Raw genomic sequence first — 23715 nt, 5'->3', positions numbered from 1 at the left:
ATCCTTCTCTAAAAGAAAAAGATGCTAAAGGTCATTCTAACTCAAAACTCCATTTTTTTTTGCGACAAACAAGCGTTCCTCGTCGAAGGATCGATTCTTTCTCCGCTTCAAAATCTTCATGTAATACGCTCATATCTTCGTAGCGTCCTGCTACATATACGGGAATCGTGATGTTTCTTGAGAAAACAGACCGTTTTGCACTTTCGAAATCAATCACTACCCCTTCTTTGAGGAGGTGGCGAATATGAATCATGATTTCAGCTGTTAAGGCGATCGAGGCGACAGATCGTGCATGCTGACGAAATTTCCGTTGCACGAGGTCAGAGATGAGTTGTTCTACCCGTGACCAATCCTTCAAGTAAACAGAAGCATGAAGCCCATCGTGTTCGCTAAAATAGACCAGTTCATTCTCGATCGAGTCAAGGAAAGGAAGCGGTGTCCCTCGTTTCATATGCATTAAAAATAATAATTCCGCGATTTCGACATCCGTCAATACATCGAGCGAATGGGAAGATCGAATATCAATAGCAGTCAAAGGATGACGCTGGACATCCGTTGATTGTGAAAACTGTTCGATCTCATGCGCTTCGATGTAATGAAGCATCGTTCGAAACGATTGTTTCGTCTGTTTGAAATCACTTCCTGAAATGAGTAAAGGACGTTTCAAATCGACGGCTGCAGCGAAATCAGAGAAATGTACTCCTGACATCGTTAATCGTTGATTTTCCTCGTCCTCATATAAGTAAAGTAACGCACTCGACATACCACTTCGCTTCCTTTCCATGACTAACTACTTCATAATTTAATAGTAGCAAAACTTCGAATTGCCTGAAAGGATATTTACTTCTGAAAACGGGCATACTACATAGAGAAGCATAAAGAGAGGTGATGGAGCATGTGGGGCTTGCGAAAGCCTTTCCCGGAATTGCGGACCGAGCGCTTCATATTACGTGAGCTCGAAAACCGTGACGCACGCGAATTGTTTAAAATCCTATCGGACGATAAAGTCATGTACTATTACGGATCAGATCCACTCGTGACGGTCTATGAAGCTAAAAATGTCATCAGTTACTTTAAAGAACAGTTCACGCAAGGTAAAGCGATTCGCTGGGCAATTGCTGATGCACAAACGAATCAATTGATCGGGACGATCGGTTTTCATAACTGGCTGTCTCAATACCATCGGGCTGAAATTGGTTTTGAAGTTAGTCAAGATTATTGGCAACGTGGTGTCGCTTCGGAAGCGGCAAGAGCTGTTCTGACATATGGCTTTGAAGAATTTGCTCTCCATCGAATCAGCGCCCTCGTCGCACCTGAAAACCTCGCTTCTAACGCATTGGTTCAAAAATTAGGATTCAAAGCAGAAGGATTACTAGAAGATTATGCATACAGTCATGGTCGTTTCATGGATTTGACGATGTACCGTATGCTCGCATCTGAATGGAAGGGATGAGGTAGTCAATGGAAAAACAAACACTCGTACTCCTGCATGGATTTACAGGAGGAACAGATTATTTTAATCGGGTAGAGGCAAATTTACGACATTCCTTTGATGTATTACCACTAAGTTTACCGGGGCATGAGGGACTCGATGTTGGTCCGGATACGATTGAAGGCTTTGCAGAATGGGTCATGCATGAACTTGATCGACGTGGTATCGACAAGCCGATCATCATCGGACATTCCTTTGGTGGATACATCACAGCTGCAATTGTTGAAGGGTACGCGGATCAAATTAGTGGATACGGTCTTGTGTATTCGACAGCTAAAGCAGATGATGAACAAGCGAAACAAAAACGAAATCAAAACATCACACGCGTTGAAGAAGTCGGTGTCAGAGAATTCGTCAATGGTCTTGTTCCATCCTTATTCGCTGAAGGGGCAGATGAGTTCGCTGTCGCTGAAGCACTTGAGATCGGATACATGATGACGGTCGAAGGAGCCATTCGTGCGCTCTCTGCGATGCGAGATCGGCGAGATATGACGAAGGTCTTGACGAGAGCAAGCGTGAAGGGTCTCATCATTCATGGCACGAAAGATCAACTGATTTCAGAGGAAAGTGCATTTGCACCAAAGAATGATCATCTCATACATCGGTCAACAGACAGTGGACACATGGGGATGCTTGAGACACCGGATGCTTTCGTTGCAATCATCGAAGAAGCATTCAAGTAAGTTTTTGCCCTACGGTCACGTCTGTAGGGCATTTGCTTTGCATTTCAGATTAGATATCTGAAATGATAGAAGTGGAGGGGATACACATGAAAATCGTAGCGATTGAACCAACACCAAGTCCAAATAACATGAAAGTCATCGTTGATGAGGTCTTTTCGGAAAAGGGGCAGACATTTGAGCATGCCTTTGGCGCACCGGAACACATTCAGCGATTACTTGAAATACCTGGCGTTAAGTTCGTTTATCAGGTCAGTGACTTTTTATCGATCGAGCGTTATCCAAAATATGATTGGCGCTCGCTTGTCATCGATATACGACGTGCGTTCGGTGAAACGTTAAATGACGTTGAACAACACGAGACAGATGCTGAGTATGAGCCTGTCCATCTATTCGTGCAGTTCATTTTAGGCGTACCAATGCAAATCAAAGGTGTGAAAGGATTAGAAGAAAAACGAGAAGGGCTGTCGGAACGTTTCCGAGAAGCAGCGCTATTCGTCCAACCATTCGTTCAGAATGTCATTAGCGATCGACGCTGGGTGGAACAAGCACCTCGATACGGAGACCTTGACGAAAGTTTGCGTGAAGTAGCGAATGAGATTGAGATTGCATATCCAGTCGAACGTATCGAACGTCTCAAGTCGCTCGCAGCAGGAGAAGATATTACGTTTAGCGGTCAAGCGATTCAATCATCCGATTGGAAAGAACGATTCGCGGCGCTCGATGAACTACCTGTTGAGATGGAGTGGGTTCCAGCTTATGCTCGCCTGTTACAGGATGAGAAGATGCAAATTCGGCGTCAAGCGATTGTAAAGCTTGGGATGTTCGAAGATCACCGAGAAGAACTGTTAGAGTATTTGACGAGTGCACTGCATGATCCGTCAGGGATCGTTCGCCGGACAGCAGGCGATACGATTTCAGATTGGGCGATGCCAGAAGCTGAACCAATGATGATGGAAGCGTTAGCGGATAAAAATAAATTAGTACGCTGGCGAGCTGCTCGCTTCCTGTTTGATGTCGGAACGGAACAGTCGATTCCAAGACTGCGTGAAGCAATCCGAGACCGGGAATATGAAGTGGCTCTACAAGCCGAACTCGCATTAACGCGGATCGAGAGTGGGGAAGAAGCACTAGGAACGGTTTGGCAGCAAATGAATCGAATGATAGATGAAAGTTCATAAGAACTTAAAAAATAATTGCTTAAGAGAATCATTCGACAAAATGAGTCACCAATTGTCTAGGTATATTTTCCCTGTTGTCTAAAAACGCTGGTAAAATAATCAAAATTATGTTGTCATCTTTTTGAAATCGAAATGAAATGTGTTGGAAATGCTTATTAAAACGCTTGCATCTAACAACTAAATCAAGCATTCCAAAATATCCCTGATGAAATTGAAATATTGTTTTGAAATGAAATGTCGAATGACAATTTTCTTCTTTTTCCTGCCCTTTGGTACAGTTAATCTACAATAACGAATTCGAATCATGTAGGTCATCTCTTGGCTGGGCATTATGAATGAGAAAAGGGGAGAATCGGGGATATGTTACTTTTCGCTGAAACAGATTTAGCAGTAGGATACAAGGAACGGACAAAAACAGGGGTATATGTAACGATCGAAACAATCGACAGTCGTACGATCACATTAGTCGCACCAGCAAACGCGGCAGAAGATATTTGTGACGAACTGTTTGCGACAGGATTAGAGCAATTGTTTTCATTCAAGATGAATCCATCGACTTTACCTGTGGCATAAGCGGATAAACGTGCGAGAGAGGAGAATCCTCTCTCGCTTTTTTTTTGTGATAAAATTAATAAAGATAAAAGGAGGGATGAGATGAAACGTCTCGTTTTCATTCTGCTACTGCTTACTGTTTGTTTAGCAGGTTGCCAAGAAAAGAAACAACAGGCAACAACCACGAACGAACCGATTCAAATCGCAGTCAAAACGACAAAGCAGGACGACATGATGCAATTAGACATTTCTTTAACGAATCCAAATGATCACAGTGTGAACGTGACGTATCCTTCCTCACAACGTTTTCAGGCTCAATTGATTGATGCGAAACAACACGTAACGTATGATTTTGAGAAAGAGCAAGTATTCACGCAAGCGATTGAAAAGGATACGTTCACGAAACGTGAAACGAAACAGTATACGGTTGAATTACCGATCTCCTCTTTAGGTGATAGCACGGAAGTTCGCGTATCGACAATCCGTCAATTCAAGGGAGCAAGTGCAAAACAAACGACGGATCAACAAATGATTGATTCAAAATGACGATCAACACAATGTGAAGGAGTGAAGCGATTCATGCAAAAAGAAATCATCCAAGTAACAGGAGTAAAGCCTGCCATTGACCCAGCACAAGAAGTAAACGAGCGGGTAGCCTTCTTGAAAGCGTATCTCAAGCATACAGGAGCAAAAGGATTCGTATTGGGCATCTCAGGGGGACAAGATTCTTCGCTCGCAGGTCGTCTGTGCCAACTGGCAGTTGAAGAGTTGCGAAAAGAAGAGGGGAAAGATGTCGCATTTTATGCGGTCCGCTTGCCTTACGGGGAACAACAAGATGAAGCAGACGCACAGACAGCCTTGACGTTCATTCAACCGGATCATTCGCTTCGTGTGAACATTAAACCAGCGGTCGAAGCATCGATGCAGGCGTTCAAAGAAGCGACAGGTGCAGAACTTTCCGACTTTAGTAAAGGAAATACGAAAGCGCGAGAGCGAATGAAAAGTCAATATGATTTAGCCGCTCATTATGGCTGTTTAGTCGTTGGAACGGATCATGCAGCTGAATTCGTGACGGGATTCTACACGAAACATGGTGATGGTGCATGTGATTTGACGCCATTGACGGGACTGAACAAACGGCAAGGGAAACAACTGTTACGTTACTTGAACGCACCAGAAGTCTTGATTGAAAAAATTCCGACAGCAGATCTTGAAGAAAATCGTCCGGCATTACCAGACGAAGTGGCACTTGGAATGACATACGAAGAAATTGATGATTATTTGGAAGGAAAGACGATTTCAGAAGCAAGTCAAGAAAAGTTAGAGACGCAGTATAAACGTGTTGGGCATAAGCATCATATGCCGGTCTCACCACTCGATGAATGGTGGAAAGCATAATCCAAAATAAGGAGGCGTGATTTCAAGATTGAAATCACGCCTTTTTTCATGTTCTTCGATTCTTCTTCAATTGTTATGGGAAAAGAAGAGAAACGATGATTGAGGAGGCGAGAGTATGACGATTGGGATTATAGGTGGAGGGTTATCCGGCTTGACGGCAGCTGCATTATTCGCAAAACAAGGAACGCCGGTCATGCTTTGGGATGCGGGATTACTTGGAGGACGTGCCACCTCTCAAACCGTAAAAGGATTTACGTTTAATTACGGTGCTCATGCGATTTATGGACGCGATCAATCGATTCTTCGCAAACTAACGAAACAGCTCGGTATCGAAGTGACGTGGCTGGATTTCTCAGCGAGTCGTGCGAAATATGAGTTTTCAGGTCATTTGACGGCAGTTCCTGCGAATGCCTGGGGATTATTGAAAACAGAAGTCATCGAAGGAACGAACAAAGTACGTTTCACATGGGAAATCATTAAAACGATTTTACGAGTCGAACGAGGGGATCCGCAACAATCGATCGGGCAGTGGTTAAAATCAGAACGAGTCGATGAACAAGTGGCACAGTTGATGCTTGATTTGGCATCAACGAACTTTTTTACGGCAGAACCCGAAAAAATTCCGTCAGACGTCTATTTCGAGTATTATCAAAAACTTTTTCGGACGCGCAAGCCTGTCTCATACATCGAAGGAGGATGGCAAGGGTTAGTACAGGAGTTGGAACGGATCATTCTAGAGAACCGCGGAGAGATTCTGAAAAAAACAAAAATAACAGCAGTCGAATCGACTACGACAGGATTCTTAGTACGTGATCGAAAGAAACAAGAATGGAACGTCGAACGGATCATCTTTGCCGTACCACCGCGTGAAATCTTAAAAATGGCAACCCCAACTGCCATTCAACGATTTGTTACACCGTATGCAAATCATGAACCGGTAGAAGTATTCGTGTATGATCTTGGACTTCATCCGTATATCCAAACACCGTATTCATACATCTACGACCGTTCGCATCGAGCGTTCATCACGGATTTATCACATTATGATGCAAGTCTTGCACCGAAGGATGGTCAAGTCCTTCAAGCAATCGCCTATCTTGAACACGATCGACTTGAGGATCCTGATTATATTGGACATGTCCGAACAGGAATCGAACAGATGCTTGACGTTCATTTTACAGATTGGAGACAACGTATCGTCGCAGAACGAACGATCAAACGAGCAGTCGTACAAGAAATCAAATGGAAAATGGGGCAAACGCCGCTTGCGACTCACATTCCGGATCATGCAGGTGTCGCTTTCGTCGGGGACTGGTGTGAAGGTACGGGACAACTCTCAGAGCTTGCGTTCTCAAGTGCCGTGAGCATCTTCAATCGATGGACTTGATGTCAAACGACAAAAAAGAGAAGTCGAATCGACTTCTCTTTTTTGTATCTTACGCTTCATTGTTCGAACGTGCTGGATAGAATGCTAGAACCAAGAGTAATGTAAAGGCAATGAGACTCATCATCGGAATCGTCAAGAAACCAAAATAGTTGACCCATTTGATGAGACAGCCACTCGTACATAACGCTTCGCCATCGGGTAAGCGTTCAAGGATGACGTGGTACAAGGCGACACCAAAGCCGGCAAGCACATACAGGCGAACGAAGAGCGGATCGATCGTTTTTGACCGGAATAGCGAGATGAGCAAATAAAAGGCTGTCGTATACATGAATAGTCGTTGCCACCAACAGAGAGGGCAGGGAATGAATCCGCGAATTTCACTGAAATAGAGACTGCCAAGCGTTGCAATCGTTGAGATGATGAACATAAAATGATAGCGTGTCATATGTATCGTCCTTTCTAACGTGTTAAACTAATGCCATCTTATATCATGAGGAGTCGAATCTCACATTGCAAGTGTCGGAAATGGAAATGTTGATCACCTTATCGGAAGAGTTGAATATGAGGCGCGCTGCTGAACGATTATTCGTCTCGCAACCTGCGCTTAGTCAACGTCTCGTTGCGATTGAAAGACGCTGGGGAACAAAATTATTCATTCGTTCATCGCGTGGGTTAAGCATCACACCACAAGGAGAAAAAGTAATCGGTCTCGCAAAAGAGATGAATCGGAAAGAACTTGAGTTAAAAAGTGAATTGACAGCAGAAGAGGGTGCCGTTTATGGGACGCTTCGGATTGCCGTCGCTTCCATCATGGGGCAATATTGGCTCCCGCGTGTCTTGAAACGATTCGTTGAGCGTTATCCGCATGTCCGTGTTCAGCTTGTCACGGGATGGTCCAGTGAGATGATGCGTCATATGTTAGAGGAACATTTTCATATCGGAATCATTCGTGGAAACCCGGACTGGAAAGGTGTCAAAGAACGTCTTTTCTCGGATCCGCTCTATTTAGTCGATAGTGAGTTGACGTCAATCGAACAGTTACGCTTGACGGATCGACCATTCATCCAGTTCAAGAGTGATTCAACGTACTATCAAGAAATTTTAGAATGGTGGCAAGATCGGTTCGCAAGTCCGCCATCTCGGACGCTGGTCGTCGATCAAATCGAGACATGTAAGCAGATGGCTCTACATGGAATTGGGTTTGCGATTTTACCCGAATCGACGATCCAACAATCAAATGAAGTCATGCAGCTTCCGTTAAAAACATCATCTGGAAAGATATTAAAGCGAGATACATGGATTTTGTCTACGGAATCGATGCTTGAACTAAAACAAGTTCAAGCATTTTGGGATATCGTAAAAGAAGAAGGAGGAAGTCAGTCAGATGGAATACGCCATTGAAATGCGGCGCGCGCTTCATAAAATACCAGAACCAGGGTTCAAGGAATTTAAGACGCAAGCTTTTATATTGGAACAAATTCGTGCTTATCCACCAGATCGTGTCACGTATGACACGTTTGAAACAGGTGTTTTCGTTCGAGTGAAAGGATTGACTGGAAATCGGACGATTGGTTACCGGGCAGACATTGATGGGTTACCAATTGAAGAAGCGACAGGTCTTCCGTTTTGCTCGGAACATCCAGGCTTCATGCATGCCTGCGGTCACGATATGCACACGTCGATTGCGTTAGGGTTGATGAAACGAATCATTGAATTGCCGGTCATGGATGATGTCGTCTTTTTATTCCAACCAGCGGAAGAAGGTCCGGGCGGGGCTGAACCAATGATTAAAAGTCCGTTGTTTGAAAAATATCGTCCAAGTGAGATGTATGGTCTTCATGTTGCACCGGAATATCCAGTCGGTACGATTGCGAGCCGTCCCGGCGTCTTGTTCGCGAGTGCTCGAGAAGTTCATATCACGATTTATGGTCAAAGTGGTCACGCGGCATTTCCTCATTTGACGATTGATACGGTCGTCGCGCAAGCAGCCTTGATCATGCAACTGCAAACAATCGTCAGCCGATCCATCAATCCGATGAACTGTAGCGTCATCACAATCGGAAAGGTCGATGCTGGGATTCGAGAAAACGTCATCGCTGGTAGAGCTGTTCTTGACGGTACGATGCGCGCACTCAATGGAGAAGACATGGAAAAATTGGAACGACGCGTTCGTGACATCATCCGGGGAATTGAAGCTTCCTTCGGCGTCAAGATTGATCTGCAATTCGGAAATCGTTATTACGAAGTCGTCAATGATCGACAAATCGTTGATAAATTTTCATCATTCGTCAAGATGAATGCGAATTACATTGAATGTGATGCGGCAATGACAGGAGAAGACTTTGGATTCATGTTGAAGGAAATTCCAGGAATGATGTTTTGGCTCGGAGTCGACAATCCGACATCTGGTCTTCATCAACCAACCTTGAATCCAGATGAATCCGCGATTCCATTTGTGATTGATTTACTTGACCATTATTTCCGAGAGTATGTTTAAAAGTTTTTATGAAATAATAAAGGATATAAAGCTTTCCCTTTCGAATTCAGGAATGGGAAAGTTTTTAATATATGTAGGAATAAGAGTTTTCGAACATTTTGTGAAAAAAATCACGTGTATATGTGAACAATTTGTTACATCAAACATTATAAACAGACACAAAGGGTTATGTTCTCTATGATACGGTTATAGACCATATAGAGAAGTATGTTTTAGGAAGAGGGGGCTAAATACATGTTCAATGATCCCGTAGTGCTCAGTCGATTGTTGACAGGGCTCACACTAGCGTTTCATATTATTTTCGCGACGATTGGTGTCGGAGTACCGCTCATGGTACTGGCAGCTGAATTCATCGGTCTGAAACGCAAAGATCCAGATTATATCTTATTAGCAAGACGGTGGACGCGTGGATACGTCGTTACCGTAGCGGTCGGTGTCGTAACAGGGACGGCAATCGGCTTGCAACTATCATTACTTTGGCCGTCACTCATGCAAGTAGCGGGTCAAACAATTGCTCTGCCACTATTTATGGAGACGTTCGCGTTCTTCTTTGAAGCGATTTTCCTTGGTATTTACTTGTATACGTGGGACCGGTTCAAAAATCCGTGGTTGCACTGGTTGATTGGGATTCCAGTCGTCATTGGTGCGACAGCATCAGCGTTCTTCATCACGACAGTCAACTCCTTCATGAACTCACCAGAAGGATTTAAGATCGTCAATGGTACGTTGACGCAAATCGAACCATTAAAAGCAATGTTTAATACAGCGACACCGACGAAGGCGACACACGTCATCGTTTCAGCTTACTTGACTGTTGCCTTTATCTTGGCAGCAATCGCGGCGTTCCATTTGCTTCGCAAAAAGACACTCTCAGCAGCGGAAACAGCGTATCATAAAAAAGCACTTCGCTTAACGGTTATGGCTGGATTGATTTTTGCCTTCTCGACTGCACTTGTCGGGGACTTTTCAGGGAAATACTTGGCGAAATATCAGCCAGAGAAACTCGCGGCTGCTGAATGGCATTTTGAAACGACAAGTGAAGCAGAATTGATTTTTGGTGGGATACTTGATCAGCAAGAAGACGGCAGTTATGAAATCAAAGGAGCCGTCAAAATCCCATATGCGCTCTCAATTCTTGCAGGTGGGGCTCCGAATACGGAAGTCATCGGTTTAAACGAATTCGCAAAAGAAGATCAAGCACCACTGATCGTCCACTATTTCTTTGATATCATGGTATCGATTGGGATGTACTTGACTGCTATCTCTGCTTTGTTCATCTTGGCATTCCGATTGAAAAAATTGAATCCATATAATAAGTGGATTTTACGAGGGGTGTTCATCGGTGGTCCGTTAGCGATGATTTCAATCGAAGCGGGATGGATGTACGCTGAGATTGGTCGTCAACCTTGGACGCTTTACGGTATCATGCGAACAGCGGACGCGGCGACGACTTCAACAGCGGTTGGTCCGATGCTCATTTTATTCAGTGCATTGTACTTGTTGCTTGGCACGATTTGTACGGTCGTCTTATTACGGATGTTTAAGAAAAACACGGTTGGAAAAGAACTTCAAGAACTTGCTGAAAACCACCATGCACGCGGTGAAGCAATGTTCGTGGATGATAACAAGTAAGGAGGGAACGATTTGGACGTTCAAACACTAGGGATCACGGTCCTTTGGACTTTCCTGTACGGATATCTCATCGTTGCCTCAATTGACTTCGGTGCTGGATTTTACGCCTTTTATTCAAAATATACGAAGCGGGATCATCTGACGAATCGATTGATTCTTCGTTACCTCTCTCCTGTTTGGGAGGTAACGAATGTCTTCTTCGTATTCTTCTTCGTAGGACTAGTTGGGTTCTTCCCAGACTCCGCTTACTATTTCGGTACGGCACTACTCGTACCAGCGTCAATTGTTCTTGTCTTGATTGCGATTCGTGGTAGTTTTTATGCGTTCGCCAATTATGGATCAAATGACAGCATGTTCTACACATTTTTATATGGAGCGACAGGGTTGCTGATTCCTGCTGCGATGTCGACGACATTGACGATCAGTCAAGGTGGTTTCATCCGCAAAACGAATGATACAGTTGAGTTTTTAGGAACGAAATTATTTTCGAACTTTTACTCGTGGACGGTCGTAGCGCTCGCTATCGTATCTGTCTTATACATCAGCGCGATGTTCCTCTTATTCTACGCGGATAAAGCGAAAGATGAGGGAGCTACGCCGCTTATTCGGAAATGGGCACTCTTCTGGAGTGGACCAACAATCCTCGTCTGTGCGCTCGTCTTCTTTGGACTGAAGAACCAAGCAGCATGGCATTATGAAAATATCCTAAACGGCAACTGGTGGTGGTTCGCTGCTAGTTTCTTATTTTTCCTCATTGCCGTGACACTCGTCTATATGAAGAAAAACTATAGCATCGCGTTCGTCGCGGTCATGCTACAATATGCAGTCGCGTGGTTTGGTTACGGATATACACACTTGCCGTATATCTTGTATCCATATATCGATATCAACAAAGCAGTCGTAAACGAAACGATGGCTTCCGCACTCGTCGTCGTTTTCATCTTCGGACTTTTACTCTTAATTCCGGCGTTGTATTTGATTTTACGGCTCTTCTTGTTCGATAACGATTATGTACGTGGAAAATCATCAAAATAATGAATGGATAAACGCCTCTGCGATTCGCAGAGGCGTTTATAGTATTTTTAAATTGAATCGGGTACACTACTAAGGAAGAGCGATTGTGAAGGAGAGTTGTGAAAATGAATGGAGAGTTTGCAGTAATCGGACTAGGGCGTTTTGGTGGCTCGATTGTCCGCGAATTATCGAAAAACGGCTATGATGTCTTGGCAATTGATTCCGATGAGGAACGTGTCAACGAATTCATGGGGATTGCGACACATTCTGTCATTGCCGATACGACCGATGAGAACGTTTTAAAAAGTTTGGGGATTCGAAACTTTGATCATGTCATCGTCGCTATTGGGGAGAACATTCAAGCGTCTATCTTGACGACGTTGATCTTAAAAGAGCTTGGTGTACAATCGATCACCGTCAAAGCAACGAATGATTACCATGAAAAAGTATTGCGAAAAATCGGAGCGGATTTCATCGTTCACCCTGAGCGGGATATGGGGGTTCGGATTGCGAACGGATTGATGAGTTCGAATATCCTTGATTACTTAGACTTATCACAAGAATTTTCAATCGTTGAGATTAAAGTCAGTGATCAGATGGCAAAACAAACCTTAATTGATCTCGACTTACGAAGTAAATATGGAGCAAACGTTGTCGCCATCAAACGGGGTGAAAATGTCATGATCTCCTTGCAGGCAGATGAAGTCATTGAAAAAGGCGATTATCTCGTCGTCATTGGTGAGAATGAAGATCTTGATCGCTTAGAACGCGCGATTCATAAAGTAAAGAATTAAAAAAGCTGAGGCATGCCTCAGCTTTACATCTATCTATTAGATGAGTTGGAATTCTTTAAGTCCATGTGCGATACCGTCTTCAAGAATAGGTTTCGTGACATAATCGGCAGCAGCTTTCGTTTCCGGAAGTCCGTTGCCCATCGCAATACCGGTTCCAACGTAGCGGAGCATCTCTAAATCGTTTAAAGCATCACCGAATGCAAAGGTATCTTCGCGGCGAATATTCGTCAATTTCAGGAATTGTTTGATCCCTTCTGCTTTCGAGGAACCGACATTGATGACATCCATTGCGTGTGGGTGCCAACGAATGAAATCGAATGCGTCATACCGTTTAACATAATCCGCTTCTTCTTCGGCCGTACAGTAGACGAGCGTTTGGAAAACATCATGCGATAAGAACGCTTCTTCATCGTGAATTGGTAGCGGCATGTCGAGATCGCCGAGCGAATCAACGACATGAAAATCATTTGATTTCGTCGTGAAGCCTTTTGCTTCACCGAGATAGACGAGTGTATGTCCGTTTTCTTTTGCTTGTTGCGTCAGGTGTGTCAAATCGGCTTTAGGTTGTGGACGTTTGTAGATGATTTCATTTTGATGAACGACGATTTGCCCGTTATAGCCGATAATCGTATCGATGTTGAGCAATTCACGGATTCCAGACAACATCGCAGGTCCGCGTCCAGTTGCAAGGGCTACATAGACACCATTTTCTTGAAGCTTACGAATTGCCTGTTTTGTTGATTCCGGAACAAAATGACCATCATGCAATAAGGTTCCGTCGATATCGAAAAAGACGACTTTCTGATTTGCCATGGTTTCACCTTCTCTTTTTAATTGGTCGAAATGACCTGTTCATGTGAAAGTATAGCATAACCAAAAGCGAGTTGCCGGAAGGGAACATGCCGAATAAGGATGAAAAATAGTCCATGTATCGTGTATACTGTACTAAGGACAAAAAACAATGTACTGATAAGGAGTTGCTAGGCATGATTTTTAAAGTATTTTACCAACCGCTTCGTTCGGAAGCACCTGTTCGTGAACGGACAGAAACAATGTATGTAGAAGGGGAAAGCATTCGTGACGTGCGATCAACGATTGACCACCTCAAAGATATCAACATCGAGTTCATCCGCGAAGTCAGCGGAGAATTTTTGACATACGAACAACAACATCCTGATTTCAAGGTTGCGACGTTCGAATGAAGTTCGTCAAAAACCATCAAGCCGCCGTTTTCGCACTCGGTGGACTAGGGGAAATCGGGAAGAACACGTATGTCGTTCAATTCCAAGATGAGATCATCGTCATTGACGCGGGTGTCATGTTCCCAGAAGATGAATTACTCGGAATCGACTATGTCATTCCAGATTACACGTACTTGATCAAGAACAAGGATAAGGTCAAAGGCGTCTTCATCACACACGGTCATGAAGATCACATTGGCGGTCTGCCATTCTTGCTCAAACAAGTGAACTTACCGATTTACGCTGGGAAGATTGCGATGGGTCTCATCAAGGTGAAGTTAGAAGAACATGGTTTGCTTCGCAACGCGGAACTGCATGAGATCGATGAGGATTCGGTCATCAAGTTCCGGAAGACAAGCATCTCGTTCTTCCGTACGACACACTCGATTCCAAACTCGTTCGGTGTCGTCGTCAAAACGCCACAAGGGAACATCGTGCATACAGGGGACTTCAAGTTCGATTTCACGCCAGTTGGAGAACCGGCTGATCTAGCTAAAATGGCTGAACTCGGTAAGGAAGGCGTATTGTGTCTTCTATCGGACTCAACGAACGCAGAAGTGGAAGGGTTTACGATGAGTGAACGTGTCGTTGGGGAAACGATCTCAGACATCTTCCGTAAAGCGGAAGGACGGATCATCTTCGCGACGTTTGCGTCGAACATCTATCGTCTGCAACAAGTCGTCAATGCTTCTGTAGAAGCAGGACGGAAAATCGTCGTCTTCGGACGTAGCATGGACAAGGTCATGATGATTGGTCAAGAACTTGATTTCATCAAAGCGCCGAAGGGTACGATCATCGAGCCGAACGAGATGAAACGTTATAAATCAAATGAGTTGACGATCCTTTGTACCGGTTCACAAGGAGAACCGATGGCTGCACTTAGCCGTATCGCAAACGGAACACATCGTCAAATCTCGATCATTCCGGATGATCTCGTCATCTTCTCTTCGTCACCAATCCCAGGAAACGTCGTTTCTGTCGGAAAGACGATCAATCAGCTATATAAAGCTGGTGCAGATGTCATGTACGGTAAACTAAATGATATTCATACATCAGGTCATGGTAGTCAACAAGAGCAGTTGCTCATGTTACGTCTATTGAATCCGAAATACTTCATGCCGATTCACGGGGAATACCGGATGCTGAAGAAGCATATGTCGCTTGCGATGGATGCTGGTGTACCGGAAGAGAACTGCTTCGTCATGGATAACGGTGAAGTATTAGCGCTAGATGCGAATGCAGCCGCTATCACTGGGAAGATTCAAGCGAATGCCGTTTATGTCGATGGAAAAGGAATCGGAGACATCGGAAACATCGTCTTACGCGATCGCCGTATTCTCTCAGAAGAGGGACTCGTCGTCGTCGTCGTGACGCTTGACTCGAAGACGAATCGTCTCGTCTCTGGACCGGACATCATCTCGCGTGGTTTCGTCTACATGCGTGAGTCGGGTAATTTGATTAAAGATGCTGAACGTCTACTCAAGCGTTCGCTTGATCAATCGCTTGCGAACCGTAATACGAAATGGACGGACATCAAACAAGTCATCAATGATACGCTCACACCGTATTTAACAGAAAAAACACAACGTCATCCAATGGTCATGCCGATCATCATGGAAGTCTGATTCAAAAAAATCCTCGTCTCCGAAACGGAAACGAGGATTTTTGCATTACGTGGCAGGACCGTATTCCTTGAACGGTTCTTTTTTATCAATCCGATCATAGAACATGACGCCATCTAGATGGTCGTATTCATGCTGGCAGACGATTGCTTTCATCCCTTTTAAACGTAATTTTATAGGATTTCCGTTATGATCGATGCCAGTTAGGGTAATACGCATATAGCGCGGTACATGTCCTTCGACTTCACGATCGACGGACAGACATCCTTCGCCGCCCGTTAAATAGGTCTGCTCAACGGAATGACTGATGATTTTTGGATTATAGATACCAAATTCCAGCAAATCATCACCATCCGGTAAGCGGATCGCGAACATGCGCTTGTTGACACCGATTTGTGGTGCTGCAAGTCCAATGCCGCTTCGTAAGTCATATTTCTTCGCAATTTCATCATCTTGACTGTTGGCGAGGAACTCGCGCATGAGTCGCATCGTTTCCTTATCCTCATCGCTGAGAGGGAAGGTCACTTCTACTGATCGTTCGTGAAGAGCAGGAACGTCTTCGCGTACGATTTCATTCATGGTGATCATGAACAACACTCCTTTCGTCTACAAAAAGTATAGCATAGGAAAGTGGGGAATGATGACAACTAACACAGTAGGAAAATATCGAATGATACAGAAGATGGAATATTCTAGTTTTGTGATTGAATTCACAATGTGAAACGCGAAAAAAATAAAACATTTCCTTTGATTTTAAGGTGTTACAGATTTATACTTGTAACGTAATGAACAAGACACTATAACGTGTCGATTCATGATAATACAGTTTACTCAACTGAATAGGTACACAGACACATGTTCAAAGGATAGTCACACGGGACTTCGTTTTTTGGACACTATTGTCATGTGGGCAAATCAGTCAGAGGAATATTTCGCTGAACGCAGTGAAAGGATGAGGTGAAAAGATGAACGTAAACATGTTTAAAAACGTGGAAGAAAACTTTGAAACGTTCCGCATTCTTGACGAGAAAGGTGAAGTCGTCAATAAAGACGCTATGCCAGACCTCTCGGATGAAGAGCTTACGGAATTAATGCGCCGTCTCGTATACACACGTATCTGGGACCAACGTGCAATCTCACTTAACCGTCAAGGACGTCTTGGTTTCTACGCTCCAGTAGCTGGACAAGAAGCGTCAATGATCGGTACGCAATTCGCTTTGGATAAAGATGACTGGATTCTTCCTGGATACCGTGATATTCCACAAATGGTCTTCCATGGCTTCCCACTTTACAAAGCATTCTTGTTCTCACGTGGTCACATCACAGGTGGTAAGATCCCTGAAGGTGTTAACGTCTTAATGCCACAAATCATCATCGGTGCGCAGATCGTTCAAGCGGCTGGTGTTGCTCTCGGTCTTAAGAAAAGCGGTAAAGAACAAGTCGCAATCACTTACACAGGTGATGGTGGTTCTTCACAAGGTGACTTCTATGAAGGTATGAACTTCGCTGGAGCTTTCAAAGCACCTGCAATCTTCGTCGTTCAAAACAACCGTTTCGCAATCTCGACACCTGTCGAAAAACAATCTATGGCGAAAACAATCGCTCAAAAAGCTGTCGCTGCTGGTATCAATGGTATCCAAGTCGACGGTATGGACGTTCTTGCTGTATACGCAGCTACGAAACAAGCGCGTGTTGAAGCACTCAACGGTGTTCCGACATTGATCGAAACATTGACTTACCGTTACGGACCACACACACTCGCTGGTGATGATCCAACACGTTACCGTACAAAAGACATGGATGATGAGTATCAAGCACAAGATCCACTCGTCCGTTTCCGTGCTTTCATGGAAGCAAAAGGTCTTTGGAACGAAGATAAAGAGAACGAAGTCATCGAGCAAGCTAAAGCTGACGTTAAGGAAGCACTTGCACAAGCTGACAAAGAACCAAAACAAAAAGTTACAGATTTCATCAACGTGATGGCTGAGAAGCTTCCACAAAACCTGCAAGAGCAGCTTGATGAGTATACAGCAAAGGAGTCGAAATAACCCATGGCACAAATGACGATGATCCAAGCGATCACTGACGCAATGCGCGTCGAGATGAAACGCGACGAACAAGTTCTCTTGTTCGGTGAAGACGTCGGTAAAAACGGTGGGGTATTCCGTGCGACAGAAGGTCTTCAAGATGAGCTCGGCGAAGACCGCGTCTTCGATACACCACTTGCAGAATCAGGTATTGGTGGTCTTGCTGTCGGATTCAGTCTGACAGGATTCCGTCCAATCATGGAAATCCAATTCTTCGGATTCGTATTCGAAGTATTCGATTCAGTCGCAGCACAACTTGCGCGTCTACGTTACCGTTCAGGCGGCACATACAATGCACCTGTTACAATCCGTTCACCATTCGGTGGCGGTGTTAAAACACCGGAACTTCACGCAGATAACCTCGAAGGACTCATGGCTCAGTCACCAGGACTTAAAGTTGTCATTCCTTCAACACCTTACGATGCAAAAGGTCTTTTGATCGCGTCAATCCGCGACAACGACCCAGTCGTATTCCTCGAGCACATGAAACTCTACCGTTCATTCCGCGGTGAAGTGCCAGAGGGCGATTACACGATCGAACTCGGAAAAGCTGATGTTAAACGTGAAGGTACAGACGTAACAATCGTCACTTACGGTGCGATGGTACACGCTTCACTTAAAGCAGCTGAAGAGCTCGAAAAAGAAAACATCAGCGTCGAAATCATCGACTTGATGACAATCAGCCCAATCGACATCGATACGATTCTTGCTTCTGTCAAGAAAACAAACCGTGTCGTCGTCGTTCAAGAAGCACAAAAACAAGCGGGTATCGCTGCAATGGTTGCAACTGAAATCCAAGAACGTGCAATCCTTGACCTCGAAGCGCCAATTCTTCGTGTTGCTGCTCCAGATACAATCTTCCCATTCGCACAAGGTGAAGACGTCTGGATCCCAGATCACAAAGATATCGTTGAGAAAGTCAAAACTGTCTACAATTTCTAAGAGCATTTCGGAAAATAAGGAGAGGGGTCCATTCTCTCCTTGCTTCCGTTTTTACAGATAACAATCGACTAGAAGAGTGAACTAAAAGGAGGCATATTCAAATGGGTTTATTTGAATTCAAATTGCCGGATATCGGTGAGGGTATTCATGAAGGTGAAATCGTAAAGTGGTTCGTAAAAGCGGGCGACACTGTCAAGGAAGACGACGTTCTTCTTGAAGTACAAAACGATAAAGCAGTCGTTGAAATCCCATCACCAGTTGATGGTACTGTTAAAGAAGTTAAAGTTGACGAAGGTGTCGTAGCTGTTGTTGGCGACGTCCTCATCACTTTCGAAGTCGAAGGCGAAGGTTCTGCTCCTTCTGAAGAAGCAGAGCAACCAAAAGCTGAAGACAACGCGAAAGACGTTCAAGATACGGATCAAAAAGTGGAAGACAAACCAAACGAGGTTCAAATCCATAAATCAGAACGCGTCATCGCGATGCCATCTGTCCGTAAATATGCACGTGAAAAAGGTGTCGACATCCGTGAAGTCCAAGGTTCTGGAGACAACGGTCGTGTCGTCAAAGAAGACATTGATGCATTCGCAAACGGTGGTCAAACTTCTGAAGCACCAGCAACAGAAGAAAAAGCACCAGCTGCAGCTGCTTCTGCACCAAAAACAGAAGTTAAGCCATACGTTGCTGCTCAACCTGAACTTGAAACACGCGAGAAAATCAAAGGAATCCGTAAAGCGATTTCGAAAGCAATGGTTAACTCGAAACATACAGCTCCACACGTAACACTCATGGACGAAGTCGATGTTACGAACCTCGTAGCACTCCGTAAAAACTTCAAAGAAGTTGCGGCTGCTCAAGGTACGAAATTGACTTACCTTCCGTTCGTCGTAAAAGCATTGACTGCTGCTGCTAAAAAATACCCAGCAATCAACGCATCAATCGACGATGTAAACGAAGAAATCGTCTACAAAAACTACTTCAACATCGGTATCGCTGCAGATACAGACAACGGTCTTGTCGTACCAGTCGTTAAAGATGCAGATCGTAAATCGATCTTCTCACTCGCTGACGACATCAACGATCTTGCTGGTAAAGCACGCGAAGGTAAACTTTCTGGCGAAGAGATGAAAGGTGGATCAATCACGATCACTAACATCGGTTCTGCTGGCGGTCAGTGGTTCACACCAGTCATCAACCACCCAGAAGTTGCAATCCTCGGTATCGGTCGTATCGCTGAAAAAGCAGTCGTCAAAAACGGCGAAATCGTTGCTGCACCAGTTCTTGCACTTTCATTCAGCTTCGACCACCGTCTCATCGATGGTGCAACTGCACAAAACGCGCTTAACTTAGTTAAACGCCTATTGAACGACCCACAACTTCTCATCATGGAGGGATAAGCAATGGTAGTAGGTGAATTCGCACAAGAAACAGATTTACTCGTAATCGGGGCTGGCCCTGGTGGTTACGTTGCTGCAATCCGCGGCGCGCAACTCGGTATGAAAGTAACAATCGTTGAACGTGAAAACGTCGGCGGTGTTTGCTTAAACGTTGGATGTATCCCATCAAAAGCCTTGATCACTGCAGGACATAACTTCCAGCATGCTAAAGGTGCAAGCGATATGGGGATCACTTCTGAGAATGCAACTGTCGATTTCTCGAAAGTTCAATCTTGGAAACAATCTGTCGTCAACAAATTGACTGGCGGCGTTAGTGGTCTTCTTAAAGGGAACAAAGTCGAGACTGTCGTTGGGGAAGCTTACTTCCAATCAGAAGATACAGTCCGTATCATCAACGAAGATTCTTCGACTCCTTACAAATTCAAGAAATGTATCATCGCGACAGGTTCGACTCCAATCGAACTTCCAGCTTTCAAATGGTCAAAACGCGTCCTTTCTTCAACAGGCGCATTGAACCTTCCTGAAATCCCGAAAAAACTCATCGTCATCGGTGGCGGATACATCGGGATGGAGCTTGGTACAGCGTATGCGAACTTCGATACAGAAGTCGTCATTCTTGAAGGAACAAAAGACATCCTTTCTGGTTTCGAGCCTGCTATGACGCAAGTCGTTAAGAAAAAGCTCAAACAAAAAGGTAACATCACAATCCACAACGAAGCACTTGCTCAAAGTGTAGAAGAGTCGGAAGATGGCGTTAAAGTAACATTCGAAGTCAACGGTGAAGCACAAACAGTTGAAGCGGACTACGTCCTCGTTACTGTCGGTCGTCGTCCGAACACTGGTGATCTTGGTCTTGAAATGGCAGAAGTCAAAGTCAGCGACCGTGGTCTTGTCGAAATCGACGATCAGTGCCGTACTTCAAACGAAAACATCTACGCAATCGGTGATATCGTTCCAGGACCACCACTTGCACACAAAGCTTCATTCGAAGCTAAAATTGCTGCTGAAGCAGCTGCAGGACACCCTGCATACCTCGACTACAGCGCGATTCCAGCGGTCGTCTTCACAGATCCAGAACTCGCTACAGTCGGTTACACGGAAGCACAAGCGAAAGAAGAAGGACTCGATTACATCGCGTCTAAATTCCCTTACGCTGCGAATGGTCGTGCACTTGCACTCAACGAGCCAGACGGCTTCTTGAAAATGATCACTCGTAAATCAGATGGTCTCTTGATCGGCGCGCAAATCGCTGGTACAGGCGCATCTGATATGATCGCTGAAATGGGACTCGCAATCGAGTCTGGTATGACAGCTGAAGATATCGCACTCACAATCCATGCACACCCATCACTCGGTGAAATCGCAATGGAAACTGCTGAAGTTGCAATCGGTAGCCCAATCCACATCATTAAATAATATCGAAACACCTCATACACGGGGAGCCGATCGTGTATGAGGTGTTTTTTTGTTTGGTCTTGATACAAAAAAGGAAAAGAAAAAGTAAAAATCGGAGAGGGTGGACGCACATGGAATCCGTGACTACCTTAGAGGAGCTGTATTACGTATCGGAAATGGATAAGGTTCGTTTTGTCGGCTGGACGACTGCACTCGCCCGCTATGATTTTGCTGTCGTCTGTACGGGACAATTCTTCGGGAAAGTACTCGTCGTCAGTTTAACCGGTGGTCAGTCAGCGTTACTCGATCAACAGGATGTGTTGAATGGAGAGGTCTTAATTCGTACATTTGCGATTGAACGAGAGGATGTCGCAGTAATCGGTGAAGCACTCGCAGCATTCATTCCTTGTTCACCAAACGATGAATACGGCGAATGAAATGACAAAAAAAGCAGTAATCCTCATTGAATAAGGATTACTGCTTTATCTTGTCTTCACCGAATCGCATTCGATTGTTGAATGACTTTGATCGTCTCAAGCGAATGATCTTCAAGACCTTGAACCGGAAGACCGGCTTCGATGTTTTCTTTAATATAGGCAAGGTTGTCTGCCGTGATCATTTCGCCTGGGATGAAGATAGGAATACCAGGTGGATATACCATCATGAATTCAGCTGAAATCCGCCCGACCGCATCGACCAACGGAATCGTCTCTGTCTCTTCATAGAATGCATCACGAGGACTGAGAGCGAGCGCTGGGATGTCTGGAAGAACAATCGAATGATCAGTCGTCTCGGCGCCATTATTTTGATAACGTGCGACAAGTAACGACATCGCATGTAGAAAGGCATCAATCGTCTCTTCTGAGTCGCCAGACGTGATGATGACGAGAATGTTGTTCAAATCAGAAAGTTCAACTTCGATCCGATGTTCTTCACGTAAGAACTCTTCGACGAGGTGACCAGAAATGCCAAGTCCTTTGACGGAAACAAGCACTTTCGTTGGATCAAAGGCGAACGTCGCACTCGAATGCAGATCGGATTCACCGAAAACAGCGAGATAAGGAAGCTTCGCTAATCCAAAGCGCATCCGTGTCGCAAGTTCAAGTGCCCGACGATTCATCGCTTCACCGTTGATCGCAAGATGACGCCGAGCGCAGTCAAGAGAAGCGAGCAACAGGTAAGATGTCGATGTCGTCGTCAACATCGAGAGCACTGCTTGAACTTTATCTGGAGAGACAAGTCCGCGACGAACGTTCAGGACAGAGCTTCCTGTAAGTGAGCCACCGAGTTTATGCACGCTGGTTGCGGCAAGATCAGCTCCTGCTTGCATCGCTGACAGCGGCATATCTTCGTGGAAGGCGATATGGACGCCGTGTGCTTCGTCGACGAGTACCGGAATACCTTTACTATGGGAAAGCTTGACGATGCTCTCTAAGTCACCAGCAACGCCGAAATAGGTCGGATTGATGACGAGAACGGCTTTTGTATCGGGATGAAGTGCAAGGGCACGTTCTACCGCGCTTGGTGTGATACCGTGTGCGATTCCGAATGTCTCATCGAATTCAGGGTGAATGAAAATCGGATGCGCACCAGAAAGAACGATAGCTGACATCACCGATTTATGCACGTTCCGAGGAACGAGAATTTTATCATCAGGTCCGACGACACTCATGATCATCGCCATGATGGCCGTTGAAGTTCCTTGTACGGAAAAGAACGTTTCGTCGGCATGGAAGGCTTGAGCTGCCAATTGATGAGCTTCCTTAATGATTGCCTTTGGATGGTGGAGATCATCAAGGGGAGCGATATTGATTAAATCGATATCGAGCGCATTCTGACCGATGAACGATCGAAAGGCTGGATCCATTCCTTGACCATTTTTATGACCGGGAATATGAAATTGAATTGGTTGACGTTTCGCATGCGCGAGTAGCGCATCGAATAAAGGTGTATCGAGCTGTGTTAAGCTTTTTGTTTGCACCAGATTTCCCCCCTTAAAACCGAATAAAAATACAATCAAACAAGCTAACTATAACAAGTTTTCGGACGGTTGCAACTGTTTTATGCTTCTTTTCCGTGTAAAATAGAAAAGTGCAGAAAGGAAGTGGGAATGATGGCATTGAATTATCCGCTCAATTCCGATTGGTCGACTGAAGAAATCGTGAAAGTCATCGACTTCTTTAATTTAGTCGAGCAAGCGTATGAGACAGGTGTTGAACGACAACGGTTGCTTGAAGCGTATCGTGAATTCAAGCAAATCGTCACCTCGAAATCCGAGGAAAAACAGTGGGATCAGTTTTATATGGAAGAGACCGGTTGCTCGAGTTATCGGACGATGCAACAAGCGAAACGTCAGGAAGAACCGATTGTTCGTATGAAGAAATAATTGGATCATGAAGATAAGACT

Annotated in this window: 25 protein-coding genes; 20 read left to right on the top strand and 5 right to left on the bottom strand. The window is 44.7% G+C overall.

All coding sequences use genetic code 11. The annotated features are described in order from the left end of the window. Nucleotides 1-31: 31 nt before the first annotated feature. Nucleotides 32-763: a hypothetical protein gene (locus B4C70_RS07925; RefSeq protein WP_290778246.1), complete on the bottom strand. Its 732-nt coding sequence runs from the start codon at nt 761-763 to the stop codon at nt 32-34. A gap of 132 nt (nt 764-895) precedes the next feature. On the opposite strand from B4C70_RS07925, the gene B4C70_RS07920 reads away from it, so the two are divergent. The 7 genes from B4C70_RS07920 to B4C70_RS07890 all read left to right on the top strand — a co-directional run bounded on the left by B4C70_RS07920 (nt 896) and on the right by B4C70_RS07890 (nt 6690). Beyond that, nucleotides 896-1453 (top strand): GNAT family N-acetyltransferase, encoded by a 558-nt coding sequence (locus B4C70_RS07920; protein ID WP_023468869.1) that lies wholly within the window; start codon nt 896-898, stop codon nt 1451-1453. An 8-nt stretch (nt 1454-1461) separates the two neighbouring features. Beyond that, nucleotides 1462-2175: an alpha/beta fold hydrolase gene (locus B4C70_RS07915; RefSeq protein WP_290778243.1), complete on the top strand. Its 714-nt coding sequence runs from the start codon at nt 1462-1464 to the stop codon at nt 2173-2175. 86 nt (nt 2176-2261) lie between these two features. Further along, the gene (locus tag B4C70_RS07910) at nt 2262-3353 is read left to right on the top strand and encodes a conserved virulence factor C family protein (protein WP_050677558.1); all 1092 of its coding nucleotides are present in this window, start codon (nt 2262-2264) and stop codon (nt 3351-3353) included. 360 nt (nt 3354-3713) lie between these two features. Beyond that, nucleotides 3714-3926, top strand: coding sequence for a hypothetical protein (locus B4C70_RS07905; RefSeq protein WP_023468866.1), 213 nt, complete (start codon nt 3714-3716; stop codon nt 3924-3926). An 81-nt stretch (nt 3927-4007) separates the two neighbouring features. Next, the gene (locus B4C70_RS07900; protein ID WP_050677557.1) at nt 4008-4451 is read left to right on the top strand and encodes a BsuPI-related putative proteinase inhibitor; all 444 of its coding nucleotides are present in this window, start codon (nt 4008-4010) and stop codon (nt 4449-4451) included. A 33-nt stretch (nt 4452-4484) separates the two neighbouring features. Then, a complete protein-coding gene (gene nadE, locus B4C70_RS07895) occupies nt 4485-5303 on the top strand; it encodes an ammonia-dependent NAD(+) synthetase (RefSeq protein ID WP_290778238.1) in 819 nt (272 codons plus the stop codon). Nucleotides 5304-5418: 115 nt separating this feature from the next. After that, a complete protein-coding gene (locus B4C70_RS07890; RefSeq protein WP_290778235.1) occupies nt 5419-6690 on the top strand; it encodes an FAD-dependent oxidoreductase in 1272 nt (423 codons plus the stop codon). 49 nt (nt 6691-6739) lie between these two features. Here the strand turns inward: B4C70_RS07890 and B4C70_RS07885 are convergent, their stop codons facing one another. After that, nucleotides 6740-7135: a disulfide bond formation protein B gene (locus B4C70_RS07885; RefSeq protein WP_029342185.1), complete on the bottom strand. Its 396-nt coding sequence runs from the start codon at nt 7133-7135 to the stop codon at nt 6740-6742. Nucleotides 7136-7200: 65 nt separating this feature from the next. On the opposite strand from B4C70_RS07885, the gene B4C70_RS07880 reads away from it, so the two are divergent. The 5 genes from B4C70_RS07880 (at nt 7201) to B4C70_RS07860 (ending at nt 12627) form a co-directional block, all read left to right on the top strand. Then, entirely contained in the window at nt 7201-8091 is an 891-nt protein-coding gene (locus tag B4C70_RS07880) for a LysR family transcriptional regulator (RefSeq protein ID WP_290778232.1), read from the top strand. Next, a complete protein-coding gene (locus tag B4C70_RS07875; protein ID WP_133207547.1) occupies nt 8075-9187 on the top strand; it encodes an N-acetyldiaminopimelate deacetylase in 1113 nt (370 codons plus the stop codon). Before B4C70_RS07880 ends, B4C70_RS07875 begins: the two co-directional genes overlap by 17 nt. Before the next feature lie 234 nt (nt 9188-9421). Beyond that, entirely contained in the window at nt 9422-10819 is a 1398-nt protein-coding gene (locus B4C70_RS07870) for a cytochrome ubiquinol oxidase subunit I (RefSeq protein WP_290778227.1), read from the top strand. A gap of 12 nt (nt 10820-10831) precedes the next feature. Next, entirely contained in the window at nt 10832-11854 is a 1023-nt protein-coding gene (locus B4C70_RS07865; RefSeq protein ID WP_290778223.1) for a cytochrome d ubiquinol oxidase subunit II, read from the top strand. Between the two features lie 104 nt (nt 11855-11958). Beyond that, the gene (locus tag B4C70_RS07860) at nt 11959-12627 is read left to right on the top strand and encodes a potassium channel family protein (protein WP_214854655.1); all 669 of its coding nucleotides are present in this window, start codon (nt 11959-11961) and stop codon (nt 12625-12627) included. A 36-nt stretch (nt 12628-12663) separates the two neighbouring features. Here B4C70_RS07860 and B4C70_RS07855 read toward each other — a convergent pair whose 3' ends face one another. Next, a complete protein-coding gene (locus B4C70_RS07855; RefSeq protein ID WP_290778218.1) occupies nt 12664-13440 on the bottom strand; it encodes a Cof-type HAD-IIB family hydrolase in 777 nt (258 codons plus the stop codon). A 173-nt stretch (nt 13441-13613) separates the two neighbouring features. On the opposite strand from B4C70_RS07855, the gene B4C70_RS07850 reads away from it, so the two are divergent. Both B4C70_RS07850 and rnjA read left to right on the top strand, forming a co-directional pair. Continuing rightward, nucleotides 13614-13829, top strand: a complete 216-nt coding sequence (locus B4C70_RS07850; RefSeq protein ID WP_023468855.1) for a DNA-dependent RNA polymerase subunit epsilon — start codon at nt 13614-13616, stop codon at nt 13827-13829. Continuing rightward, on the top strand, nt 13826-15493 hold the full coding sequence (rnjA, locus tag B4C70_RS07845; protein WP_035396693.1) for a ribonuclease J1: 1668 nt from the start codon (nt 13826-13828) through the stop codon (nt 15491-15493). The genes B4C70_RS07850 and rnjA overlap by 4 nt, the downstream gene beginning before the upstream one ends. A gap of 45 nt (nt 15494-15538) precedes the next feature. Here rnjA and def read toward each other — a convergent pair whose 3' ends face one another. Further along, on the bottom strand, nt 15539-16078 hold the full coding sequence (def, locus tag B4C70_RS07840) for a peptide deformylase (protein ID WP_029342180.1): 540 nt from the start codon (nt 16076-16078) through the stop codon (nt 15539-15541). Between the two features lie 377 nt (nt 16079-16455). Here def and pdhA point away from each other — a divergent pair, with 377 nt between their 5' ends. The 5 genes from pdhA to B4C70_RS07815 all read left to right on the top strand — a co-directional run bounded on the left by pdhA (nt 16456) and on the right by B4C70_RS07815 (nt 21745). After that, nucleotides 16456-17538, top strand: coding sequence for a pyruvate dehydrogenase (acetyl-transferring) E1 component subunit alpha (pdhA, locus tag B4C70_RS07835; protein WP_023468852.1), 1083 nt, complete (start codon nt 16456-16458; stop codon nt 17536-17538). 3 nt (nt 17539-17541) lie between these two features. Then, nucleotides 17542-18519, top strand: a complete 978-nt coding sequence (locus tag B4C70_RS07830; protein WP_035406692.1) for an alpha-ketoacid dehydrogenase subunit beta — start codon at nt 17542-17544, stop codon at nt 18517-18519. 101 nt (nt 18520-18620) lie between these two features. After that, nucleotides 18621-19913: a dihydrolipoamide acetyltransferase family protein gene (locus B4C70_RS07825; protein WP_023468850.1), complete on the top strand. Its 1293-nt coding sequence runs from the start codon at nt 18621-18623 to the stop codon at nt 19911-19913. Nucleotides 19914-19916: 3 nt separating this feature from the next. Continuing rightward, nucleotides 19917-21329, top strand: a complete 1413-nt coding sequence (lpdA, locus tag B4C70_RS07820; RefSeq protein WP_064299598.1) for a dihydrolipoyl dehydrogenase — start codon at nt 19917-19919, stop codon at nt 21327-21329. 110 nt (nt 21330-21439) lie between these two features. After that, the gene (locus B4C70_RS07815) at nt 21440-21745 is read left to right on the top strand and encodes an SAV0927 family protein (RefSeq protein ID WP_214858064.1); all 306 of its coding nucleotides are present in this window, start codon (nt 21440-21442) and stop codon (nt 21743-21745) included. Between the two features lie 56 nt (nt 21746-21801). Here B4C70_RS07815 and B4C70_RS07810 read toward each other — a convergent pair whose 3' ends face one another. After that, a complete protein-coding gene (locus tag B4C70_RS07810; RefSeq protein ID WP_035406702.1) occupies nt 21802-23289 on the bottom strand; it encodes an aminotransferase class I/II-fold pyridoxal phosphate-dependent enzyme in 1488 nt (495 codons plus the stop codon). 132 nt (nt 23290-23421) lie between these two features. Between B4C70_RS07810 and B4C70_RS07805 the strand changes: the two genes are divergently transcribed. Next, the gene (locus B4C70_RS07805; protein WP_023468846.1) at nt 23422-23694 is read left to right on the top strand and encodes a UPF0223 family protein; all 273 of its coding nucleotides are present in this window, start codon (nt 23422-23424) and stop codon (nt 23692-23694) included. The last annotated feature ends 21 nt before the right edge of the window (nt 23695-23715 follow it).

The sequence above is a fragment of the Exiguobacterium sp. UBA5002 genome (assembly GCF_002396765.1).
GTDB lineage: Bacteria > Bacillota > Bacilli > Exiguobacteriales > Exiguobacteriaceae > Exiguobacterium_A.
The sequence above is the reverse complement of the archived record's forward strand: the minus strand, read 5'-3'. Positions and strand labels throughout refer to the sequence as shown.